Origin of the sequence: Nodularia sp. LEGE 04288 (genome assembly GCF_963896525.1) — a bacterium.
Taxonomy (GTDB): Bacteria; Cyanobacteriota; Cyanobacteriia; order Cyanobacteriales; family Nostocaceae; genus Nodularia.
In genome coordinates this window covers 19,246-40,919 of record NZ_CAWQOY010000132.1, presented here as the reverse complement: position 1 = coordinate 40,919, position 21,674 = coordinate 19,246, and the positions used below count along the sequence as shown (strand labels likewise).

General features: G+C 42.7%; 19 protein-coding genes, 1 tRNA gene and 1 pseudogene. 11 read left to right on the top strand and 10 right to left on the bottom strand.

All coding sequences use genetic code 11. From position 1 onward, the window contains the following. The first annotated feature begins 372 nt into the window (after positions 1 to 372). From AACX33_RS18265 to recQ, 3 genes are all read left to right on the top strand, one after another. Entirely contained in the window at positions 373 to 606 is a 234-nt protein-coding gene (locus tag AACX33_RS18265; RefSeq protein ID WP_194002674.1) for a Nif11-like leader peptide family natural product precursor, read from the top strand. A gap of 334 nt (positions 607 to 940) precedes the next feature. Further along, entirely contained in the window at positions 941 to 2,215 is a 1,275-nt protein-coding gene (locus AACX33_RS18260; protein ID WP_227789166.1) for an RNA-guided endonuclease InsQ/TnpB family protein, read from the top strand. 84 nt (positions 2,216 to 2,299) lie between these two features. Then, entirely contained in the window at positions 2,300 to 4,465 is a 2,166-nt protein-coding gene (recQ, locus tag AACX33_RS18255; RefSeq protein WP_194002678.1) for a DNA helicase RecQ, read from the top strand. On the opposite strand, the gene AACX33_RS18250 is transcribed toward recQ, so the two are convergent. The 7 genes and pseudogenes from AACX33_RS18250 to AACX33_RS18220 all read right to left on the bottom strand — a co-directional run bounded on the left by AACX33_RS18250 (position 4,431) and on the right by AACX33_RS18220 (position 9,572). Continuing rightward, a complete protein-coding gene (locus AACX33_RS18250) occupies positions 4,431 to 4,574 on the bottom strand; it encodes a hypothetical protein (protein WP_194002680.1) in 144 nt (47 codons plus the stop codon). The genes recQ and AACX33_RS18250 overlap by 35 nt on opposite strands. A gap of 79 nt (positions 4,575 to 4,653) precedes the next feature. Further along, on the bottom strand, positions 4,654 to 4,803 hold the full coding sequence (locus AACX33_RS18245) for a hypothetical protein (protein ID WP_194002839.1): 150 nt from the start codon (positions 4,801 to 4,803) through the stop codon (positions 4,654 to 4,656). A gap of 450 nt (positions 4,804 to 5,253) precedes the next feature. Continuing rightward, on the bottom strand, positions 5,254 to 6,801 hold the full coding sequence (locus AACX33_RS18240; RefSeq protein WP_194002682.1) for a mercuric reductase: 1,548 nt from the start codon (positions 6,799 to 6,801) through the stop codon (positions 5,254 to 5,256). A 93-nt stretch (positions 6,802 to 6,894) separates the two neighbouring features. Next, positions 6,895 to 7,746, bottom strand: a complete 852-nt coding sequence (locus tag AACX33_RS18235) for a TVP38/TMEM64 family protein (RefSeq protein WP_194002684.1) — start codon at positions 7,744 to 7,746, stop codon at positions 6,895 to 6,897. A gap of 130 nt (positions 7,747 to 7,876) precedes the next feature. Further along, positions 7,877 to 8,191: pseudogene (locus AACX33_RS18230) on the bottom strand (NAD(P)/FAD-dependent oxidoreductase); the annotation flags it as partial. Further along, positions 8,173 to 9,027: a cytochrome c biogenesis CcdA family protein gene (locus AACX33_RS18225; protein WP_194002686.1), complete on the bottom strand. Its 855-nt coding sequence runs from the start codon at positions 9,025 to 9,027 to the stop codon at positions 8,173 to 8,175. The gene AACX33_RS18225 and the pseudogene AACX33_RS18230, both read right to left, overlap by 19 nt. An 11-nt stretch (positions 9,028 to 9,038) precedes the next feature. Continuing rightward, positions 9,039 to 9,572, bottom strand: a complete 534-nt coding sequence (locus AACX33_RS18220; protein ID WP_194002688.1) for a TlpA family protein disulfide reductase — start codon at positions 9,570 to 9,572, stop codon at positions 9,039 to 9,041. Positions 9,573 to 9,866: 294 nt separating this feature from the next. On the opposite strand from AACX33_RS18220, the gene AACX33_RS18215 reads away from it, so the two are divergent. Both AACX33_RS18215 and AACX33_RS18210 read left to right on the top strand, forming a co-directional pair. Next, positions 9,867 to 10,472 carry a sigma-70 family RNA polymerase sigma factor gene (locus tag AACX33_RS18215; protein WP_194002690.1) on the top strand — a complete coding sequence of 202 codons (606 nt, stop codon included), beginning with the start codon at positions 9,867 to 9,869 and terminating at the stop codon, positions 10,470 to 10,472. After that, a complete protein-coding gene (locus tag AACX33_RS18210; protein ID WP_194002692.1) occupies positions 10,465 to 11,295 on the top strand; it encodes an anti-sigma factor in 831 nt (276 codons plus the stop codon). Before AACX33_RS18215 ends, AACX33_RS18210 begins: the two co-directional genes overlap by 8 nt. 71 nt (positions 11,296 to 11,366) lie before the next feature. Here the strand turns inward: AACX33_RS18210 and AACX33_RS18205 are convergent, their stop codons facing one another. Next, a complete protein-coding gene (locus AACX33_RS18205; RefSeq protein WP_194002694.1) occupies positions 11,367 to 12,014 on the bottom strand; it encodes a cysteine dioxygenase family protein in 648 nt (215 codons plus the stop codon). Positions 12,015 to 12,819: 805 nt separating this feature from the next. Between AACX33_RS18205 and AACX33_RS18200 the strand changes: the two genes are divergently transcribed. The 3 genes from AACX33_RS18200 (at position 12,820) to AACX33_RS18190 (ending at position 16,676) form a co-directional block, all read left to right on the top strand. Next, positions 12,820 to 14,793 (top strand): AMP-dependent synthetase/ligase, encoded by a 1,974-nt coding sequence (locus tag AACX33_RS18200; protein ID WP_194002696.1) that lies wholly within the window; start codon positions 12,820 to 12,822, stop codon positions 14,791 to 14,793. Positions 14,794 to 14,830: 37 nt separating this feature from the next. Next, positions 14,831 to 15,280, top strand: a complete 450-nt coding sequence (locus AACX33_RS18195; protein ID WP_194002698.1) for a YlqD family protein — start codon at positions 14,831 to 14,833, stop codon at positions 15,278 to 15,280. A 121-nt stretch (positions 15,281 to 15,401) separates the two neighbouring features. After that, entirely contained in the window at positions 15,402 to 16,676 is a 1,275-nt protein-coding gene (locus tag AACX33_RS18190; RefSeq protein ID WP_194002700.1) for a dihydrolipoamide acetyltransferase family protein, read from the top strand. A 99-nt stretch (positions 16,677 to 16,775) separates the two neighbouring features. Here AACX33_RS18190 and AACX33_RS18185 read toward each other — a convergent pair whose 3' ends face one another. Next, positions 16,776 to 18,923, bottom strand: a complete 2,148-nt coding sequence (locus AACX33_RS18185) for an RtcB family protein (protein WP_194002832.1) — start codon at positions 18,921 to 18,923, stop codon at positions 16,776 to 16,778. A 266-nt stretch (positions 18,924 to 19,189) separates the two neighbouring features. Here AACX33_RS18185 and AACX33_RS18175 point away from each other — a divergent pair, with 266 nt between their 5' ends. From AACX33_RS18175 to AACX33_RS18165, 3 genes are all read left to right on the top strand, one after another. Beyond that, on the top strand, positions 19,190 to 20,107 hold the full coding sequence (locus AACX33_RS18175) for a class I SAM-dependent methyltransferase (RefSeq protein ID WP_194002702.1): 918 nt from the start codon (positions 19,190 to 19,192) through the stop codon (positions 20,105 to 20,107). After that, complete coding sequence (locus AACX33_RS18170; RefSeq protein WP_194002704.1) at positions 20,104 to 20,856, top strand: HAD family hydrolase; 753 nt, start codon at positions 20,104 to 20,106, stop codon at positions 20,854 to 20,856. The genes AACX33_RS18175 and AACX33_RS18170 overlap by 4 nt, the downstream gene beginning before the upstream one ends. 42 nt (positions 20,857 to 20,898) lie before the next feature. After that, positions 20,899 to 20,971 (top strand) — tRNA-Ala (locus tag AACX33_RS18165). Between the two features lie 75 nt (positions 20,972 to 21,046). Here the strand turns inward: AACX33_RS18165 and AACX33_RS18160 are convergent. Next, on the bottom strand, positions 21,047 to 21,235 hold the full coding sequence (locus AACX33_RS18160) for a ribbon-helix-helix domain-containing protein (RefSeq protein ID WP_194002706.1): 189 nt from the start codon (positions 21,233 to 21,235) through the stop codon (positions 21,047 to 21,049). Positions 21,236 to 21,674 lie beyond the last annotated feature (439 nt).

Genomic DNA, 21,674 nt, shown 5'->3' with positions numbered 1-21,674 from the left:
GGGGAGCAGGGAGCAGGGAGCGGGGAGCAGGGGGGAGAAGACGGTCACTTCCCAATGACTAATGACAAAGGAAAAATGACGACCCCCGCCATTTAACTTTATTTACGCCGACCTACTTATCCGTTTATGTCTTAACCTCCTTGGCGGTTGCTATAGTTCACACCTCAGACAAGGAACATATAAAAATTCAGGCATTTTTCAGCCTTTTTTTTCTAAAAGTTCATTCTAATGGTACAAGACAAATAAATAAACAAAGTGTGATGATTTAAGAATAGAGCAATGTAAATTATAGATGCTGCTAAAACTATTGCTAGTTTCAATTGCATCGGCTCTAGTTTTCAATTTGATATTTAAAACAGGAAATAGAATATTATGACACAGGAAAAAACTGCCCAACTTTTGGAAGCTGTTAAACAAGACCAAGCATTACAAGCAAGACTCAAAGCTACAGATCATCCAGAAGCTTTCATCAAGATTGCTAAAGAGAGTGGCTATGACTTTACAATTGAAGAATTGGAAGATGAAATTAGTCAATTGTCGGATGAAGATTTAGCAGCTATTGTCAATCCAGGCTGGGGAACTAGACGGCACATTCATCCTCGATAATGCTGATAGCGTTTCCAGGTATAATAGGTACTATAGGACTCCTATTTGATTTCTGTTGGCGTAGCCTGCGCTTTGCGCTTACAACTCAAAAAGTTGTTTCCTACTCCCCACCTATGCAAGTAAGTATGGCTACGCCACGCAAGCTATCAAAAATCAAAGCGGATTACTATAGAATTTCGGGGCTTGCCCGCTGTTGAGTTATTGGTCATGACTTTTGCGGCTGAGTTTTAATTATCAAATAATTGGGTTGAAAAACCCGTGCTTGCAGCACGGCTTGAATTTACTAGAGAAAATAGTGCTAGTAAATATGTGGTAGAATAGTGAAATGCTAACCATGAATTACCGCTATCGAATCTACCCGACTATCACCCAAGAACAGACACTTCTTGAGTGGATGGATATTTGTCGCGTTGCCTACAACTATGGGTTGCGGGAAATTAAGGACTGGTGCAATAGTCGTAAGTGCATGGTTGACAGATGTTCGATTAGTCATGAATATATCATAGCTGCGGACGTTCCTTTCCCTAGCGAAGTGCGCCAACTTAATGCTTTACCAAAAGCTAAAAAAGTATTTCCCCGATTAAGCGAAGTACCAAGTCAGGTTTTGCAGCAGGCACTCAAACAATTGCACCGAGCATGGGAGGGATTTCAGAAAGTTGGGCATGGGTTTCCCAGATTTAAAAAGTTTGGGCAATTCAAATCTTTGTTGTTTCCCCAGTTCAAAGAAAATCCTGTAGTTGGATTAAACATAAAACTCCCTAAACTTGGGTTGATTCCAATTAACTTACATCGCCCAATTCCAAATGGATTTGTGGTGAAGCAAGTTCGGATAATTAATAAAGCTAATGTTTGGTACGCTTCTATCAACATCCAATGTGATGTTAATGTTCCTAGTCCAATGCCGCATGGTCATCCGATTGGGGTAGATGTAGGACTGGAAAAGTTTTTAGCAACCAGTGATGGTGTTCTCATAAAATCGCCCAAATTCCTGAAAGTGATGCAAAGCCAGCTGAAATTGCTGCAACGCAGGCTGTCTCGGAAAAAGAAGCGTTCTAAAAATTACGAGAAACAACGCATCAAGGTTGCTAGACTTCACCACAGGATTGATAACACCCGCAAAGATTACCATTTCAAACAAGCTCATGCTCTTTGTGATGCTGGTGATATGGTCTTCATGGAAGACTTGGATTACCGGACTTTGGCAAAAGGAATGCTTGGGTTACAGATGCTTGACGCTGGGTTTGGACAATTCCGAACCATCACCAAGTATGTGTGTTGGAAACGTGGTAAATTCTTTGCTGAAGTTAGCGCTAGGGGAACTTCTATCGAGTGTCCTGAATGTGGTGCAGAAGTTAGAAAAGACTTGAGCGTTAGAGTGCATCATTGTCCTAGTTGCAATTACACGACTGATAGAGATGTTGCTAGTGGTCAAGTAATTAGAAACAGAGGAATCAAATTGATTAGTACCGATGGGCAGTCGGGAATCCAAAACGCCTATGCAGACGGTTTGCCGGGGATTGAAGAAACTCAGTCTAGGTCAAAGTCGAAAACCCGTAAGACTCGCCTTGAGCGCCGTCCAAAGGAAGCAACTAGGAAAACTAAGAAGTGATTCTTAGAAGCTCCGTACCTAAAGGTCGGAGTCATGTCACCGTCGTTACGATACATACAAAACGCCCCTGAAAGATTCATCGCCATGCTTCAGTACCCGAATCTCGAACAAGCGCTAAAACATAACTTTGGTTACGACCAATTTCGCCCCGGACAGAGGCAAATTATTGAAGATGCGCTACAAAATCGGGATTTGCTGGTGGTGATGCCCACTGGTGGGGGGAAATCTCTGTGCTTTCAGTTACCAGCATTGATCAAACCAGGCTTAACGGTAGTGGTTTCACCGTTAATCGCTTTGATGCAAGACCAAGTGGAATCACTACGAAATAATAATATTTCTGCCACATTTCTGAATAGTAGTCTGAATCCCCATAAAGTGCGATCGCGCGAAGAAGCCATCCGCAATGGTAAAATTAGACTCCTCTACGTTGCCCCAGAACGGCTGTTAAGTGAAAGATTTCTGCCATTCCTAGATTTAGTACATCACCAAATCGGCATTTCCACCTTCGCCATTGACGAAGCCCATTGTGTTTCTGAGTGGGGACACGACTTTCGTCCAGAATACCGCCAGTTGAAATCTCTGCGAAAGCGCTACCCAGATGTTCCCACCATCGCCCTCACCGCTACAGCCACAGATCGCGTCCGTGGTGATATCATTCAACAATTAGGGCTAAAGCAACCTAGTATTCACCTCGCTAGCTTTAACCGTCAAAATCTTTATTACGAAGTTCGTCCTAAATCGAAGTCTGCTTACGCCGAAATCTTAGAACTGATTCGCGAAACTGATGGTTCAACCATTATCTATTGTTTAACTCGTAAAAAAGTCGATGAACTCACATTTAAACTGCAAAACGATAAAGTTGTGGCTTTATCTTATCATGCTGGTTTAAGTGATGAAGAACGCTCGAAAAATCAAACGCGATTTATTCGAGATGATGTGCGAGTCATGGTGGCAACAATTGCCTTTGGGATGGGAATTAATAAGCCAGATGTGCGGTTAGTTGTTCACTTTGATTTACCCCGAAATTTAGAAAGTTATTATCAAGAATCGGGGCGGGCGGGTAGAGATAGCGAACCCTCCCGGTGTACGATGTTTTTTAGTTTCAGTGATATTAAAACTATTGAATGGAGTATTAACCAAAAAACTGATCCTCAAGAACAATTAATTGCCAAGCAACAGCTACGTCAGGTAATTGATTATGCTGAAGGTACAGATTGTCGGCGGACAATTCAGTTAGGTTATTTTGGGGAACGGTTTCCGGGTAATTGCGGTAACTGTGATAATTGCCGTTATCCCAAACCTGTACAAGATTGGACAATTGAAGCCATGAAGTTTTTATCTTGTGTGGCGCGTTGTCAGGAAAAATATGGGATGCTGCACATTATTGATGTGTTGCGCGGATCTAAAAGTCAAAAAATTACACAGAATAAACACGATAAACTTTCAACCTACGGTATCGGTAAAGATAAAACTTTGGATGAATGGCGAATGTTGGGGCGTTCTCTGTTACATCAAGGCTTGTTAGAACAAACCAACGATGGTTACTCGGTTTTAAAACTGAATCCTTTGAGTTGGGAAGTCATGAAGCGACAGCGCACAGTTTCTATTGCTGTTCCTGTGGCGCAAAAATTGAGTTTAGTCGGGGAGAGTGACAAAGCTGTTGAGGCAGAAATATTATTACAGAGATTGCGATCGCTCCGCAAAGAACTGGCTGATGAACAGTCTGTACCGCCCTACGTTGTCTTTCAGGATTCTACCCTGAAGTTAATGGCACAAGCCCAACCACAAACTTTAGCCGACTTTGCCAAACTTTCCGGGGTAGGTAGTCACAAACTAGCTCAGTATGGCAAAAAGTTCCTCGCAGAAATCACCGCCTACCGTCAAGAAAAAGGTGTCCCAGCCCAACAAAATTATTATCCAGGTTCTCTAGCTGGTAATAATTCACCGAATGATAGCGAATTGGTGACATTAAGGTTGCATCAAGAAGGTTTGAGTATTCCCGAAATTGCCCACAAACGCAATCTTAGCCCCTCGACAATTCTCACGCATCTTTCTAAATTAATGGCGAAAAATCAGCCTGTAGATTTAAATCAGTTAGTCCCCCTAGAACATCAACAAAAAATTTGGCAAGTGTTAGAAATTCTGGGTGATATTTCCCTGACTCCAGTTAGAGAACAATTGGGTGATAACTATACTTTTGATGAGATTCGCCTAGTCAGGGAAAAGTGGCGACGCGAAAAACGTAATTGATGGCGGAGATGTCACCGCCCGTACTCACAGCCGAGTCTTGAATTGCTGATGGCGATCGCTTAAAATCGTACAGTAAAGTTTTGCTAAGAATGAGTGATTTTTTGGACATTTATGCTCATTCTCAACGTAGATGAAAATCTTGCAGCAGCGCTGATTGCCCTAGAATAGATAGCCTGAATTGACAATGATTAAGCCACATCCATAAGACCGGAAATTTCGCCGCTAGACTCAGGCGATTCAATAGCAGGCGTTGATGGTTCCTGACTTTCGCTTTTAGCAGTTATTACAGATATTACTTTCGGCAGGGCAATACAGACAACAGTATTTAACAGTGTCATCAATAGACCATCCATCAAATTCATATATTATCCTCTTATCGAAAATTAGTTTTTACTATTTCTTAGTTTGACTCATAATTGGGTCATCATTTATATATATAATTTTGCTGATCTTCTCAACTGTATAAGTCAGATAAATATATTGACTAATTTATATACTAAGTATCAAAGTAAGTGGGACTTGGAAAAACCAAACTATATTACGAACAGTAAACATCCATGAAACCCTTACCAATGATCAATGACGATCCCCGCCAGTTAACTTTATTTACGCTTACTTACTAATTTATGTCTAAACTAAATAGTCAATGGAAATCATACCATAATTCTGATGTGTTTAGTCATCTAACTACAGTAGTAAAAAACCGTCAACCTCTAACCCCAAAGCGGTAAGTTGCAGGTAGTCTTTTCTTAACGGCACATCATCCAGTTGTTTGAGAGTTGCAAGTTTTAAGAAAACTTAGTCAGTAATCCTAATAATCGTTTCGATGTTGGTGTTAATAAAGTCCGGCGATAAGCGTCTGCGGCTTTTTTAATTGCTTCAGCTTGAGTTGGGTAAGGATGAATCACAGCAGATAACCCATTTAAACCAACTTTATTCACAATTGCTGTAGTTATTTCACTAATTGTTTCTCCAGCATGACGGGAGACAATTGTTGCTCCTAAAATTTGAGCTGAACCTTTTTTGTGGATAATTTTCACAAATCCATCCTCTTCGCCATCTGTAATCGCTCGGTCTACACTACTAAAAGGAATTTTGATTGTATTGATATCAATACCCTTTTTTTGAGCCTCCTGCTCATACATTCCCACATGGGCAATTTCTGGGTCAGTATATGTTACCCAAGGCATTACTAAATTACTAAGTTTAGATCGTCCTAAGCCAAAGGGAGAAAATAGAGTATTTTTAATCACAATTCGCGCTGCTGCATCCGCCGCATGAGTAAACTTCCAGTTCATGCAGATATCACCAGATGCATAAATTTTGGGGTTTGTTGTCTGGAGATAATCATTAACTTTCACTCCCTGACGCTGATCGAATTCTACCCCAACAGCTTCTAAATTTAAGCCTTCCACATTCGGTGCGCGTCCCACACCAACTAAAATCTGATCAACAACAATTGACATTTGAGAACCATTGCTGAGGAAGTTGATCAGCTTTCCTTCTGGGGTTTGTTCTACACTTTGGATTTGGCTATTCAAAACCAAATATATATTTTCCTGGATAAAACGATTTTGAATAATTTCTGCGGCTTCGCTATCTTCTTTATTTAAAATGTGAGAATCCTTATGAAACAAGATGACTTGAGAACCCAAACGCTGGAAAGCTTGAGCCAATTCACAACCAATAGGTCCACCACCAATTACAGCTAGACGTTGAGGAAGCTCTGTGAGAGAAAAGACTGTTTCATTAGTCAAAAATCCAGCTTTTTCCAATCCCTTAATCGATGGTCGCACGGCTCTAGCACCAGTAGCAATCACAGCTTTTTTAAAGCGAAGTTTTTGACTACCAACTTCAATGATATTCTCGCCCTCAAACCGACCACTCCCCAAGAAAATATCCACTCCCAGATCCTGAAACCGATGAGCAGAATCGTGATGGCTAATACCTGACCTTAAACGGCGCATCCGTTCCATCACAGCCGAAAAATCAACGTCTATTTTTTCTGGGGGATTAATTCCCAAAGCCTTCGCTTCCCACATTTCGCCCACAACGCGAGATGAACGAATAATACATTTTGAGGGGACACAACCGACATTTAAACAATCCCCACCCATTAAATATTTTTCAATTAAAGCAACTTTTAATCCCACATCTAGACCTGCTGCACCTGCGGCTACAACTAATCCCGCCGTACCAGCACCAATGACTACTAAATCATAACAATCAGCAGGTTGAGGATTTACCCAATCTGGTGGATGAACATAGGAAATTAATTTTTGGTTATACTCGTCCATTGGTGGAAGAGTAACTTGATCAGATGCAGAATTTGACATTAATAAACTCCTTCAACGATTAATATTTGATTTAGACATTTACTTTGTAGCACTTTGCGATCGCATCGTCTCAAATTAGTAATCAGTGCAGCTTTAATTCAGGTTAATTGGTGTATTTTTATCATTGTCTGTAGATTCTACAACTTCATCTTCTAAAGCCTTACGAGCAACTTTAGTAACATAAACCGTCACTGCAACTGTAGCAATAAAACCAATGATGCGAATTGCCCACTGTACACCGGGGTTATCGGGTTGAGCCTCAGTACCGATTGTGGCAATACTACCAGCCAAGGAACCAATATAAACATACATAATTGTGCCGGGAATCATGCCAACGGAACCAAGAAAGTAGTCCTTGAGGGAAACGCCTGTCACGCCATAAGCATAGTTCAAGAAGTTGAAGGGGAAAATAGGAGAGAGTCGCGTGAGCAGGACAATTTTTAATCCTTCCCTACCCACGGCTTCATCAATCGCCCGAAATTTGTGATTACCTGCGATTTTCTTAGCCACCCAACCCCTAGCCAAATAACGTCCCACGAGGAAGGCGGCGGTAGCTCCGATGGTTGCACCAATGAAGACATAAATCGAACCCATAACCACGCCAAAAACAACACCCGCACCGAGTGTGAGAATTGACCCTGGTAGGAAGGCGACAGTAGCAACGATATAAAGTAGGATAAATGCCAATGCTCCTACAGCACCAAGACTATCAATCCACTGCAAAGCATTTCGCAACCAGATTTGGGGATTAAATCCTGAAGCATTTTGAGCCGATTCTTGTCCCCAAGCTGGTTCGGCGGTAAATATCAAAGCAACGCTAAATGCTATCAGCATGAGGAAAGCAAATTTAACCAGCCTTTGCCAATTCTTCGTCGTTAGGATATCTGCAATAGTTGGCTTTTCACGTTGGGGAAGGATCAAATTAGTGATTGCAGGTTGTAACATAAGTAATTTTTCTCTATAAAATGATTGTGTTTACAGCTTTCTGGGCTAGGTGTGCTAATACCATTTAGGATTATTCTCAATCATCCTTGATACTACATCCAGATACAAGTAAGGTTTCTTGAAATATCTGCCAATGAATTTGAATTTGGGTATGATTAAATACACGATCCTGCATTGTTTGGGAAGCTCGCAGGCGATCGCGTCTCACCAGTAAATGCACCTGACGAGCATATTTAGTGAGATACAGAGCTTCTTCCACAGCCGAATCACCGCCAACCACAGCAATGTCTGCATTGGCAAACAAAGGATTTGCCCCAGCACTGAAACCTTCAAATACCAAAGGCTAGAGTTGAGCGCGTCCCGCATAGATAGCGGCAGTATAACCCGCAGGGACAGAACCAATAATCACCAGATTCTCGACCATGACTAACCTCCTACAAACCATTGAGTCCCTGTAAATAGGTAATATGCCCCAGTGAAAATGAGCGCCAGACTGCCAAAGCGGATAATGCCCTCGGAATGTTTTAACAATTGCTTACTTTGTTTAGCCAGCCCCGTAAATAAACTGGCGAGAAAAATTAGGAGAGTATAACCCAGCCCATAGCTAACCATCGTCAGCGTACCCAATACCTGGGAACCTGTAGCAGCGGCCGCAGCCAGCACAGCAAACAGCACCGGACTAGCACAGGGGGAACTCACCAGGGCAAAAGTCAAACCCACCCCATAAGGGCCAGCAGCCTGGGGAAGATTTACATTTATCTGCGGTAGTGGCAGTTGTACCACCCCCATCAACCACAGACCCATCACAGCCATAATCACTCCCACGACAATATTAATATAGCCCCGGTAATCCACCATCACGGCTCCGGCGAAGGATGAGACTAAGCCAAACAGACTTAAAATAGTCACTGCTCCCAGGACAAACAAACCAGCCTTACTAAAAGCATCCCAACGGGAGTTAATTTTTAATGTGCCAATGTAACTGAGGTTGACTGGTAAAAGTGCCAAAATACAGGGAGATATACTAGCAAGTACCCCACCAATAAACGCCAAAGGCATCAATACCAAGGGATTTGTTGTGTTTTGTTGGTCAAACCACTGTTGATAACGGTTTTCCACAATGGAAATTACCCGTTCAACAGGGTGACTAATTACAGAACCCAGGGTAATCACCAGAATCAAAGAGAGCAATCCTAATCCACCGTAAACTAGCCATTTTTTCGATATTTTAGAACGCCGAGGAGCTTTCTCCTCAGTGGAAGACTGAGATATCTGTTTCATTTTTCGTTGATTTATTGAGTCAAAGCAGTATCAAGAACCGTTTTGTAATCTGCTAAATTCGGATTATTGCGGTGCTGTGCTAAGATTTTCCCGGTTTTAGGCTCAACGATGGTCAACATTCCTGTTTGAGACTTATTGGCAGATAAAAATTCGCTTAGTCCTAGTTCTTTTGCTTTCGCTTCTGCTTGTGCTGTGGTGGCTTTATCGCTAACATCCAAAACTACAAAATGGACTTTTCCTTCATAATCTTTTTCCAGTTGTGATAATGTCGGGGCAATATTCTTGCAGGCGGAACACCAGCTAGCAAACACATCTACTAATACTGGTTTATCCTGAATTTCTTGGGCTAGGGGACCTCCTACAGTTTTGGCTTTAGCAGCACAGGGGTTTTTAGACGCGCAGGGATTTGACTGAGCAACATCTGTAGTGGATGGGGAGGCTTGATTTTGAGAAATATTATCTGGGTTCGTTGCGCTGCATGATACTGTCAAAACCAGTCCACTCAAACACAGTAGACTTAAGAAAAATTTGCTCGATTTATACATTGTTCTTTTCCTCACACTTGAATGGTATTGTTCTGCCACAATGCGCCTTAGTCCTCATTTCCGGTTGTTTCCCTGAATTTAGGGATGGAAACTGTGAATTGTGGCGCATCTGTTTATAAGACGTGTGAGGATCAGAATTGGATTTATTAAATTTAAAAATTCAGCAATCCGATCGCATGACACTAGTCGTCATCAGAATAGATGGTATTTTTCAGAGGAAATGGAGAGAGGTGATGGAACAAAGATTATCACTCACTGGCTCCGATATCTGTTCAGACCTGTTTTTAACACAGCATGGAGCCTAAACTTCCCCAGCCAAATTCCAAAGAACTTTCATCTGCTACAGATGAAGCTTTATTTGTGGCGCTCAAAAATGGCGATTCCTCAGCATTAAGCATTTTGTTTAATCGTCATGGTCGTTTGGTATATGGATTAGCGTTGAAAATATTGGCTAATTCCCAAGAAGCTGAAGATTTAACTCAAGAAATTTTTCTGACGTTGTGGCGAAAAGCATCTAGTAATCCAGATTGTCGCTTTTTTGTACGTTATCTGGTAACTGTAACGCGATCGCGCGCCATTGATAAATTACGCGATCGCCACAGACAACTCAAACTTGTGGAACGGTGGGGACAAACAATGTCGAGTCAAGCAACACCTTCTCCAACCCCTGTTGAGCAAGCAACCTTTGCAGAGAGATCAGGGCGAATTTACAATGCTCTGAAACAACTCCCCGAAAAACAACGCCAAGTAATTGAACTGGCTTATAACCAAGGATTAAGTCAGTCAGAAATTGCCAAACAAATTGACATCCCTCTAGGTACAGTCAAAACCTGCACCCGTCAAGGATTACTAAAACTCAAACGCATCTTACTAGATTCGGATTTATCAATATATGAATAAATCTTTCGATCCCGAATACATCAAAAACCTAGCTGCGGGGTTTGTCGTAGATGATCTCACCCCGGAAGAAATGGCAGAGTTTCGGCTGTTGCTGGATCAAAATCCAGAACTTATCGCTGAAGTGGAGGATTTGCAGGAAGTTCTGCGACAAGTTGTAGATGGTTTCACCGAAGTAGAAACACCAGCCCATTTATTACCAAAAATTCTGGAACAAGCTGAAAATTCCACCAAAAAAGCTACTGTGATTCAAGGACACTTTTCAGGAGTCGCTACGCGAAACTCCCCAGGAGTCGCTACGCGATCGCCTCAAAGGTGGATAAAAATTGCTGGTAGTATAGCAGCGTTGTTTGTGGTAGTTCTAGGAGTTGATAACTATCGGTTGCGGCAAAATCTGGGTGTGATCACCGCAGATAACCAGCGTTTACGCCAAGATTTTACCCAATCTCAAATGGTTAAAAGCCTACTCCAAAATTCGCAAACGCGATTATTTACTTTTGAAGCTGTCAACTCCACAGATAACAGTTCAGGAAGCGTGATTATCAATCCTGAGCAAGAAAAAGCGGTGATGGTTTTCCAAAATCTTCCCGCCCCTCCTCCAGGATATTTTTACTTTTTGTGGACAGTTGTTGCCAACAAAAAGTTACCCTGTGGTCAAGTCAAGCCTTATTCTTGGGGAACTGCTTCCCATGAATTACCATTTACTCCTCAAATGTACAAAGAATTTTATGACCCACAATTTTCCGGGCTAGTTGTCACCTTGGAGACAGACCCAAATGTCTCTCGTCCTACAGGAACTGTGGTGATGCAAAGTTCACAAATCTAAGCAAAAACTTGCTCAATTCATCTGATTTCGCTACACAAGGGCGGACAGGGTTAATTAACAGCTTGCAGTCATCAAAAATTTTTCGCAATTGAGGTAACTGGATCGAATTCAAATCGCTGTTGATAGTTGGTTTCGCCATACAAATTAAAGCTAATGGTCGGTTGATCACCGAGTGCTTCAACATGATGAATAGCATCAGGCATAAAGCCGATAATTTCTCCTGGAGTGAGAATAATCTCTCCGGCTTTTTCAATGCTATCTTGATGATTAGTCCGTCTCCAAAGCGTATTTTTTTCTTCTCCACTAATCAGTGCTACAACTCCCCAAGTAGCATGGTTATGAATCGGTGAAACTTTTCCTGGTAACCAGGCCACTGTCTGCACCGTCAAGGGAAAATCTGGCTCATCATATAGGGTCAGGACTGACCAGCCTGTTTGTGGGTCTGGTTCGAGATATTCACCTTGCAACCACTGCGAACTGGTCAATAATCGCCGTACTAGGGGACAAATCCTTTGGAGTCGATGGCGATAGCTGCGCTCTCTTCGAGACGCTCCGCGAACGCCGGAGGCATCGCTCTTTAATTGATGGAGAATATCTTCGAGATCCGTTAAAAATCGATAAAGCCGATATTGACCTATAGATAATTCTAGATGATCTGCCGACTCTTCCCAGGCTTCACACTGGCCATCGTCTGTGACTAACCAATCTTGACTTAACATATATTTTTATTTTAAGGATTGTCAAATCTGGGAAACCGCACACCTAAAGCTAGAGCCAATTTAAATTGCTCTTCTTCAGCATATCCGGCTATTTAAGGAGTAATTTTAGCTGGAAATAAAAAATTTGCTCTCGGCTGATCTACTGCTGGTATAGTAACTGCAAAAGCTTGAATTCACCTAAAAAGCAGCACAACTGCCTGAGTTCTGTGCCGCATAGTTTTTACATGATTTGAGTGAATGTGTTCTGGTTGCCAGCTAAGTAAAAAATCGGTACGAATTATGCAGAGATTAGTACCTTTACACAGTATATTAGTTCGGGGAACACTTGGAACAGAATTGAGGTCTGAATTTACAGAATTGGCTACCTGTCAAGTCGTAAGTCGTACAATAGGGAAAACTAGTATTTTCTATTCTGGCTTTTGGAGATGTTGAATCTTTTGCCAATGGTTGACTAAGTTGGGATTTACGAGCCAGGACTTTCGAGACTAATTTGGGCAATGCTAGGCAGGCAGCCGCATTGATTAAAGTCAGCAATAAAGCATCCACTAAATTGATAGGTAATCACCCCCGTTGAAAAATAGGTGGTCTCTGTGTTTTTATGCCAACAAAACTAAAGCAACTGATTATTAAAATCGATTGCTTTTAGTTTATATAAATTAACTTTAACATAAATTTTTATCAATACAACCGTTGAAGTAGTGAAATAGCTTACACAGTAGGGTATGTAGTTATTGACTAGAAGTAATATAGCTTAATAGCAGAAGAATCTGGACAACAGCCGTTAACTAAATTTAGGAAATGTGTTATGACAAACATCCAAGCTGCGCCTTCTTATTTATCTCAGATCACCAAGCGAGAAAGCCAAGAATTACAGCGTATGGCCGATTATACCAATGTGGTTTTACTACCAGAAATTTGGCCATTGGCGGCAAAACAATTTGGTGATATTGTTGCCCTGTCCAATCCCAATAGTAACCCAGAAGTCAAAATTACCTATGCCCAGATGGCAGAGCAAATTCAAAAATTTGCAGCAGGGTTGCAAGCTTCAGGAGTCCAAGCAGGCGATCGCATTTCTTTAATAGCCGATAACAGTCCCCGCTGGTTTATTGCCGATCAAGGCATGATGACGGCAGGTGCAGTGAATGCGGTGCGTAGTTCTCAAGCCGAACGAGAAGAACTACTATTTATAGTGGGCAATAGTGGCAGCACAACCTTAGTAGTCCAGGATTTAAACACACTCAACAAACTCCGCGATCGCCTGAATGATCTACCCATTCAACTGATCATCTTACTCTCAGATGAAACCCCACCAGCAGACACCCCCAAAGTCTTGAACTTTTCCCAATTACTAGAAATTGGTGCCAATCATCCCCTGAAGCGGGTGCAGCAGACAGGGGATACCCTAGCTACTCTGATTTATACTTCCGGCACCACAGGCAAACCCAAAGGTGTCATGCTCTCCCATAACAATTTATTACACCAAGTCAAAACCCTGGGTACAGTAGTGCAACCACAGCCAGGAGATATCATTCTCAGTATTTTACCCTCTTGGCACAGTTACGAACGCAGTGGCGAGTATTTCTTACTGTCTCAAGGTTGTACACAAATTTATACCAACTTGCGTTCTGTCAAACAGGATTTGAAGAAATTTAAACCTCATTACATGATCGCAGTTCCGCGCCTGTGGGAATCGATTCATGAAGGAGTGCTAAAGCAGTTTCGCGAACAACCAGCCAACAAGCAACGCCTGATTAACTTTTTGCTGGGAATGAGTGAAACTTATATCCAAAAACAACGCATTGCCCAAGGATTGAGTTTAAATCATCTTCACGCCTCAAGCTTGGAGAGATTCACTGCAAAAATAGTAGCACTTGCCTTGTTACCCTTTCATGCCTTGGGAGAACGCTTAGTTTATGCCAAAGTCCGCGAAGCCGTAGGTGGACGCATGAAGCACGTTATTACCGGTGGTGGTGCATTACCGAAGCACATAGATAACTTTTTTGAAATTATTGGTGTGGAGATTTTGCAGGGTTACGGGTTAACAGAAACCTCTCCTGTCGCCAACGCCCGTCGTCCTTGGCATAATGTGCGTGGTTCATCCGGACAGCCCATCGCCGGCACAGAAGTAAAAATTGTCGATCCTGAAACTAAAGTGCCTTTAGCCGTTGGTCAACGAGGTTTAGTGCTATTGAAAGGGCCGCAAATTATGCAAGGCTATTACCAAAACCCGGAAGCAACGGCTAAGGTAATTGATGCCGATGGATGGTTTAATAGCGGTGATTTGGGTTGGGTGACACCAGAAAATGACTTGGTGCTGACTGGCAGGGCAAAAGATACAATTGTCTTGACCAATGGGGAAAATATCGAACCGCAACCAATTGAAGATGCTTGTTTGCGATCGCCCTACGTTGATCAAATAATGCTGGTGGGACAAGACCAGCGCAGCATCGGGGCTTTAATTGTCCCCAATACCGAAGCCCTAGAAAAATGGGCAGCCAGTCAAAATCTCCAACTGCGGCTAGCAGAAGAAAACTCTTCAGAACTCAGCAAATCTATTGATCTGGAGAGTAAAATGATCCAGGACTTGTTTCGACAAGAATTGAATCGGGAAGTGCAGAACCGTCCAGGATATCGTGCGGATGACCGCATTGGCCCCTTCAGGCTGATTCTCGAACCTTTTTCTATAGAAAATGGCTTGATGACCCAAACCCTGAAAATCCGGCGGCACGTAGTCGCGGAACGCTATCGCGATATTATTGACGGAATGTATACCCGATAAACATTCCACCTGCTAACTCTAGAGTGAACGTGAATTTATGGATGTCTCCAACCCTAACTTACTGCTGAAGCGCGTTGTTAATGTCAAAGTGATTGTTACTCCTCTGTGGAAAGACGAAGTACAACAGCAACTGCAAGCGCAAATCAATCAAAGTGACCAGCAACTGCAACAGCTCGATGCGGAAGGACAAAGAGCAATCTCGGCGATTCAAAAACAGAGTCTACAACCACCAGGACCCCAAACCCTCCAACAAATTGACGGTATCCAAGGACAAGTCAATCAAAAGAAAACTGAACTGCTAGAGCAAAAAAATCAACTGCTCCAAAATCTCCAGCAAGTACAGTTTCTGGAATTGGATCAAGAAGTCAATCAATTCCAAATTGAAGGCTTTTTCCGCGTTGAAAAGGGTGATAATTTGATTAGAAAAATGCAGGTAGAAATCCTGTTACGCGATGGCGTTGTCGAAGATATTCGCGGCGACATTTAACATTGAGTAGATAACCCCCTGCTGATATAGCCGGGGGTAGTTGACAACTCCTCAGCCAAGATACAATTTCATCTCCCAAAAGCTGTTAAAGTCCATAAACCATAGATTCTGATACCACCCTATGAGCATTCACGAAGTATTTATGCCGGCGCTGAGTTCCACCATGACTGAAGGAAAAATCGTTTCCTGGGTGAAATCGCCGGGCGATAAAGTGGAAAAAGGTGAAACCGTGGTGGTGGTCGAGTCAGATAAGGCAGATATGGATGTGGAAACCTTCTATGAAGGATATCTAGCCCACATCATCGTCCCAGCTGGTGACACCGCACCCGTAGGATCGGCGATCGCCTACGTAGTCGAAACAGAAGCCGAAATCGCTACCGCCAAGACCTTGGCTAACTCCGGGTCAGCTGCGGCGACTTCCACCACCACCCCCAAACCAGTTGCAGCCACAGCCGCAGTGGAAATACCTGCCTTGGCTACTCAAAACGGGTCTAACCACCGCGAAGGCAGAATCGTAGTTTCACCCCGCGCCCGCAAATTAGCCAAAGAACTCAAAGTTGATTTGACAACTCTCAAAGGAAGTGGCCCTTATGGTCGCATCGTCGCCGAGGATGTCGAATCATCTGTGAACAAAAGCCAGCCAGCAGCCACACCAGCTATACCAGCCACACCAAAACCCACCTACACCCCAGCGCCCGCACCCGCACCCGCACCAGTGGTTCCCGGTCAAACAGTTCCTCTGACGACCTTCCAACAAGCCGTAGTCCGGAACATGGTAGCCAGCCTCGCTGTACCCGTTTTCCGTGTCGGTTACACAATTAGCACCGATGGCTTAGATAAACTTTACAAACAAATTAAATCCAAAGGCGTAACCATGACAGCGCTATTGGCCAAAGCCGTAGCGGTGACATTACAAAAACATCCATTATTAAATGCCAGCTATTCAGACCAGGGAATTGTTTATCATTCTGGTATTAACATTGCCGTAGCCGTAGCAATGGATGATGGCGGATTGATTACACCAGTGTTGCAAAATGCAGACATGGTAGATATTTATTCCCTCTCCCGGACGTGGAAATCTTTGGTAGAAAAAGCTAAAGCCAAACAACTGCAACCCGAAGAATACAACAGTGGCACATTTACCCTGTCTAACTTGGGAATGTTTGGCGTAGACACATTTGATGCTATTTTGCCCCCCGGACAAGGTTCAATCTTAGCCATTGGTGCATCCCGTCCCCAAGTTGTAGCCACAGGCGACGGTTTATTTGGCGTGCGTCAACAAATGCAAGTCAACATCACTTCTGACCACCGGATTATTTACGGCGCTGACGCTGCGGCCTTCCTCAAAGATTTAGCAAAATTGATTGAAACCAATTCTCAATCTTTGACGATGTAGAGACATTCCAAAAAATGTAGAGACGTTCCATGGAACGTCTCTACAAAGGTTATATATTTCTCAGCATACCTTTGCGCTAACCTCCGCGCACCTCTGCGTTTAACCCTTCACACAAACAACCTGCTTCAAAGTAGCGACAACCTCCACCAAATCAGCTTGATTAGCCATCACCTGATCTATGGATTTATAAGCCCCAGGAATTTCATCCAAAACTCCCGTGTCCTTACGGCATTCTACACCCTTTGTTTGCTCAATCAAATCATCAAGTGTATAGGTATTTTTAGCCTTATTTCTCGACATTAACCGCCCCGCACCGTGAGAACAAGAACAAAAGCTGTGAGCATTACCTTTACCCTTGACAATGAAAGATTTTGCTCCCATTGAACCGGGGATAATCCCATAATCTTCAGCTTGGGCGCGAACTGCACCCTTACGAGTTACATAAACATCCTCGTCAAAATGCACTTCTTTTTCGGCGTAATTGTGATGACAATTGACCTGTAATAAAGGTTTAGTCACCTTTCCGCCCGCCAGATATTTCTCAATGATGTGCTTAAAACGCGCCATCATCACATCACGGTTGAAACGTGCGTAGTCTTGCGCCCACTGTAAATCATGCCAGTATGCTTGAAATTCAGGCGTACCAGCGATGAAATAGGACAAATCAGGGTCAGGTAATTTATTCCCCGCCATTTTGCCTAACTCTTTGGCTGTACTAATATGACACTGTGCTAGCTGATTCCCAATGTTACGTGAACCAGAATGCAACATTAGCCAAACTTGGTTTTCTGTATCGAGGCAGACTTCAATAAAGTGATTACCTCCCCCCAGAGAACCCATTTGTTTCATCGCTCTACTTTGCAGGTCTTGAACACCTGGATGTAACTCGGAAAATTCACGCCACCGTTGCCAATTAGCCGCAGATTTTTCGACATCTTTATTGGCATTTGAACCAGTAGGAATTGCCGCTTCAATATCTAAGCGAATTTTCTTGAGTTTGCCTTCAATTTGTTCAGCAGTAAATGGCATTTTAATAGCGCTCATCCCGCAGTTATGAACAAATACCCCAGCTTTCAGGGCGAAGTTGTGGTATTCAGGAACTGTAAGACAGTAAACATTTTCCGTGTAATTTAAGGGAACTACAGCGACAACTTTGTGATTGCATTGATGTTCTTTGCGGCGATGGTTATGCAGTCCAATGGGAGTTTTGACTTCTGCACCACAAATATCACAGGTATAGTATCGGTTAGCAATCTCCTGAGATTTTGCTCTTCCTTTTTCGCTCTGGTTGTATTCAACTAAATATTGCTTACCTCGAAGACCATTACCTGCAACGGCATTTCTAAAATGTTCTGGTTGCTGCTGCATATATTGAAGAATGTTCTTAGTTCCTCGTTCTGCATAGTATTTGTGTCCTTCTGGAGTTTGTGCTTTTTGAACCAGAGCCGCAATTCTTTTTTCTTCAAATTCGGGAGACTGCCAGTGTTGATTACATTCTACTAGAGAGCGATGATAAGCAGAATGATCGCGATCGCCCATGAACTCAAGATTATCTGGTCGATTATCAAATTGATTGAAGTTGCGATGGTGAATGATCGTTCTTTGCCCTTCAAATTTGGGAATTTTGCCGAGTAAACCAGACCTAGCAATTATCCAATGTGCTTTTTGCCATCTGCTAGAGTATGGTTGAGAAATTAAGGTATAACCATCTTTATCAGTCCTAGAATAGAAGGGCATTAAAGAAGTCCCGGTTGAAAGCAACTGAGCTTCTTGATAAGAGCCATCCCGAAGCATGAATTGGTGGTCGGGAGTACAAATAATTTCTTCGCCATTATCCAAAATCACTTTCACGAGAGCAGCATTCTGTCTCGTTAATTTAGCAGTCGCTGGAGCTACTACAATTTTTCCTGTTGGGGTACAAGCATACACAAGAAAGGCTTTTTCCCAATCTGTTAGCTCTTTGAGGCTATAGGAATGACCATTGACTAAAGGAATTAGGGTATCTCCCACAAAGCAACCAATATCTACACCCACAGCCGCAGGAATAATTGCTTCTTTGGTGGCGATTACAGAACCGACTAAAGCACCTTTTCCTAAGTGAACATCTGGCATCAAAGCTACGTGCTTAAACACAAATGGTAGCGATGCCACATTTTTCGCCATCTTGGTTTCATCAGACCCTAAAGGGTGATTTGCCCAAGATAAAACGGGGGCTGGTGTACTAATTTCTAACTCTTCGTAGGGCATAATTTTATTTAATTGAAAATGTTTTAGTTCTTGGAACATTTAACGCGAAGTTTTGCGTTTTTTATAGAGATAGTAGTGGTTATTTTATTTGTATATTTCATTGTATTTGCTAATAAATAATTTTATACTACTACTGTATTACATAGTAATTCAGATGTCAACGTGGGCGGAGCGCGATCGCCTGAGAAAAAAAGCAGCAGATCACAGCTAGAATTAGTTAAAATTTGTGAAGATTTAAACTAATCCGTTACATCTGGGTAAATCCTATGGCTACGCGTCAAGATACGATTTGGGAAAAATTTCTCTCCCCTGTAGTGCGGGCGTTCATTGATGAAGAAGGTTTGCAGCGCTACTCTGATAGTATCAATTGGGAGCAAGAATGCGATCGCCTGCGACAATCTGATGTCATAATCCCCCCATACTACAGCCAGCAAAACTTTCATGGCATTGAAGGCGGATATCTCAACTCCAGCGCCGCAGTTTCCTACGATGCGATTACTCAATACGTTGTACCACCGAAGGAAACTGTAGTTCGTCAAGCCTTAATGGATGCGATCAAAGTGCAACCACGACGTATACTTGATTTAGGCTGCGGTACAGGTTCCACAACCTTGATGTTAAAACAGGCATTTCCCCAAGCCGAAGTCATCGGTTTAGATTTATCTGCTTATATGCTAGTTAGAGCCGAAGATAAAGCTAAAAATGCTGGTTTAGATATACACTGGCAACATGGGAATGCGGAAACCACCAATTTTCCAGAGGCTCATTTTGATTTAGTAACAGCTTCTTTGTTATTTCATGAAACACCGAGTGTCGTCTGCCAGGCTATACTGCGGGAAAGCTTCCGGTTATTGGTGACTGGTGGGCAAGTATTAATCCTCGATGGTAATCAGCATACCTTACGTCAGTTGCATTGGCTGAATGATATTTTTGAAGAACCATATATTCGTGAGTATGCGGCTGATAACTTAGACGCACGCATGGGCGCAGCTGGGTTTGAAGCGGTGCGAACTCAGGATGTGTGGTGGATAAATCAGGTAACTAGCGGGATTAAACCGATTTTTGTAGCAGATGCAAATATGCCAAATCAAGCCCGTCAGTACATCCCCACACCAAGAGATACCACAATAGATAATAATGATTTGGAGGACTTTGGATCTCCAGCGTTTGGCATAAGGGCATGAGTTTAAAGGCAGTTTTATTTGATTTTAATGGTGTGATCATTAACGATGAGCGCATCCATCTACAACTAATAGACGAGATTCTGATTTCGGAAAATCTGCAACCCCAAAAGGTGAATGAACGCCAAGCTTCTCTGGGGCGGAGCGATCGCGCTTATTTGCAAGAGTTGCTGAGAAATCGTGGTAGAGTAGATACTGAAGAGTATGTCACTAAACTACTGCACCGGAAAGCTCAAGCTTATGTGCAGGAACTCGCAAAAATCGAAAAACTGCCTTTGTATCCAGGTGTAGAAGACTTAATATATCAGGTGCGATCGCGCAAAATTGCCCCAGATAATCCGCGGAGTGTGAAACTCGCCTTAGTTAGTGATGCAATTCGCCCAGAAATAGAACTAGTACTGGAACGCGCCAAGATGGCGGAATATTTTGCGGTAATTGTCGCCGGTGATGATGTTACCACCAGTAAGCCTCAACCCGATGGTTATCTGCTAGCTGTAGAACGTCTCAACCAAGAATATCCTGATTTGGATCTCAAACCCCAAGAATGTCTAGCAATTGAAGATACTCCCGCTGGTATTCAAGCAGCCAAACAAGCACAAATGCAGGTGGTTGGTGTAGCGAATACCTACCCGTTTCATATGCTTCAGCGTTGCTGTAACTGGACTGTGGATTATCTCATCGATTTAGAGTTAGAACGGGTACAGGAAGTTTTTTCACAAAAAGATGTGAAACTTGCTGTGCCTGAGTGCTAATATATGATATGTGTGTTAGAGTTTGTAATTCTACATTCATCCGGGGAATTAGCTCAGTTGGTAGAGTGCTGCGATCGCACCGCAGAGGTCAGGGGTTCGAGTCTCCTATTCTCCATTTATTTTTACCTTGCCAGATACCTTTAAACTTGTCCTAGACTGTCCCAAGTGTGTCCTAAGCTTAAGCCATTTACTAGCTATGTGCAAGGGGTTCTGAGGTTATCCGACTGACCACGTTTGCGTTACGGTTCTTAAAGTATTCCTGTAATGCTTCTCGAATAATCTCAGCCTTAGTCATGCGCTTTTGTTCCCCTAACTGTGCAATGTCATCTTTTAGGTCTGCGGGAATCCTAATCGTTATCTGGTCATCTTGTCGTTTCATAGTTGCCTTGCTTTTGTCTTGCCCTTATATACTAATAGAAGTTTGGTGTTTCCCGAAGGTTCCCGGATATCGAGAAAGTTTTAAAAAGAACTTGGGAGGCAAGAATAATGTTCCATCTGCTTTATCATTTTCCTTAAAGAAGAAACAAGCAGCCGGAACATCTCAAGGCACACTATGCAGTAAATAACCCCACAGATGTCTTTGGTTCCTTAAATGACTAACTAAGGGTGTAATGACATTCTGATTGACCCTTATGAACTCTACCGACCTTTGTAGCTTCTACTATGTCTCAGGCGCTGGTGGATACCTTGGTGTTTCCAGTAGCATAAATACACGTATAGCCCCCCAGGTGCGTTGTTCATCTCCCTGGGTTTTTTGTAGGACATCTTAAAATGGCTGAAGTAGTTACTCAGACTTGTTTTATAAATGAATGGTTACA

What these genes read in the sequence shown, in the direction of transcription:
- AACX33_RS18265 (WP_194002674.1), top strand. Translation starts at nt 373, where the DNA reads ATGACACAGGAAAAAACTGCCCAACTTTTGGAAGCTGTTAAACAAGAC.
- AACX33_RS18260 (WP_227789166.1), top strand. Translation starts at nt 941, where the DNA reads ATGAATTACCGCTATCGAATCTACCCGACTATCACCCAAGAACAGACA.
- recQ (WP_194002678.1), top strand. Translation starts at nt 2,300, where the DNA reads ATGCTTCAGTACCCGAATCTCGAACAAGCGCTAAAACATAACTTTGGT.
- AACX33_RS18250 (WP_194002680.1), bottom strand. Translation starts at nt 4,574, where the DNA reads ATGTCCAAAAAATCACTCATTCTTAGCAAAACTTTACTGTACGATTTT.
- AACX33_RS18245 (WP_194002839.1), bottom strand. Translation starts at nt 4,803, where the DNA reads ATGACACTGTTAAATACTGTTGTCTGTATTGCCCTGCCGAAAGTAATA.
- AACX33_RS18240 (WP_194002682.1), bottom strand. Translation starts at nt 6,801, where the DNA reads ATGTCAAATTCTGCATCTGATCAAGTTACTCTTCCACCAATGGACGAG.
- AACX33_RS18235 (WP_194002684.1), bottom strand. Translation starts at nt 7,746, where the DNA reads ATGTTACAACCTGCAATCACTAATTTGATCCTTCCCCAACGTGAAAAG.
- AACX33_RS18225 (WP_194002686.1), bottom strand. Translation starts at nt 9,027, where the DNA reads ATGAAACAGATATCTCAGTCTTCCACTGAGGAGAAAGCTCCTCGGCGT.
- AACX33_RS18220 (WP_194002688.1), bottom strand. Translation starts at nt 9,572, where the DNA reads ATGTATAAATCGAGCAAATTTTTCTTAAGTCTACTGTGTTTGAGTGGA.
- AACX33_RS18215 (WP_194002690.1), top strand. Translation starts at nt 9,867, where the DNA reads ATGGAGCCTAAACTTCCCCAGCCAAATTCCAAAGAACTTTCATCTGCT.
- AACX33_RS18210 (WP_194002692.1), top strand. Translation starts at nt 10,465, where the DNA reads ATGAATAAATCTTTCGATCCCGAATACATCAAAAACCTAGCTGCGGGG.
- AACX33_RS18205 (WP_194002694.1), bottom strand. Translation starts at nt 12,014, where the DNA reads ATGTTAAGTCAAGATTGGTTAGTCACAGACGATGGCCAGTGTGAAGCC.
- AACX33_RS18200 (WP_194002696.1), top strand. Translation starts at nt 12,820, where the DNA reads ATGACAAACATCCAAGCTGCGCCTTCTTATTTATCTCAGATCACCAAG.
- AACX33_RS18195 (WP_194002698.1), top strand. Translation starts at nt 14,831, where the DNA reads ATGGATGTCTCCAACCCTAACTTACTGCTGAAGCGCGTTGTTAATGTC.
- AACX33_RS18190 (WP_194002700.1), top strand. Translation starts at nt 15,402, where the DNA reads ATGAGCATTCACGAAGTATTTATGCCGGCGCTGAGTTCCACCATGACT.
- AACX33_RS18185 (WP_194002832.1), bottom strand. Translation starts at nt 18,923, where the DNA reads ATGCCCTACGAAGAGTTAGAAATTAGTACACCAGCCCCCGTTTTATCT.
- AACX33_RS18175 (WP_194002702.1), top strand. Translation starts at nt 19,190, where the DNA reads ATGGCTACGCGTCAAGATACGATTTGGGAAAAATTTCTCTCCCCTGTA.
- AACX33_RS18170 (WP_194002704.1), top strand. Translation starts at nt 20,104, where the DNA reads ATGAGTTTAAAGGCAGTTTTATTTGATTTTAATGGTGTGATCATTAAC.
- AACX33_RS18160 (WP_194002706.1), bottom strand. Translation starts at nt 21,235, where the DNA reads ATGAAACGACAAGATGACCAGATAACGATTAGGATTCCCGCAGACCTA.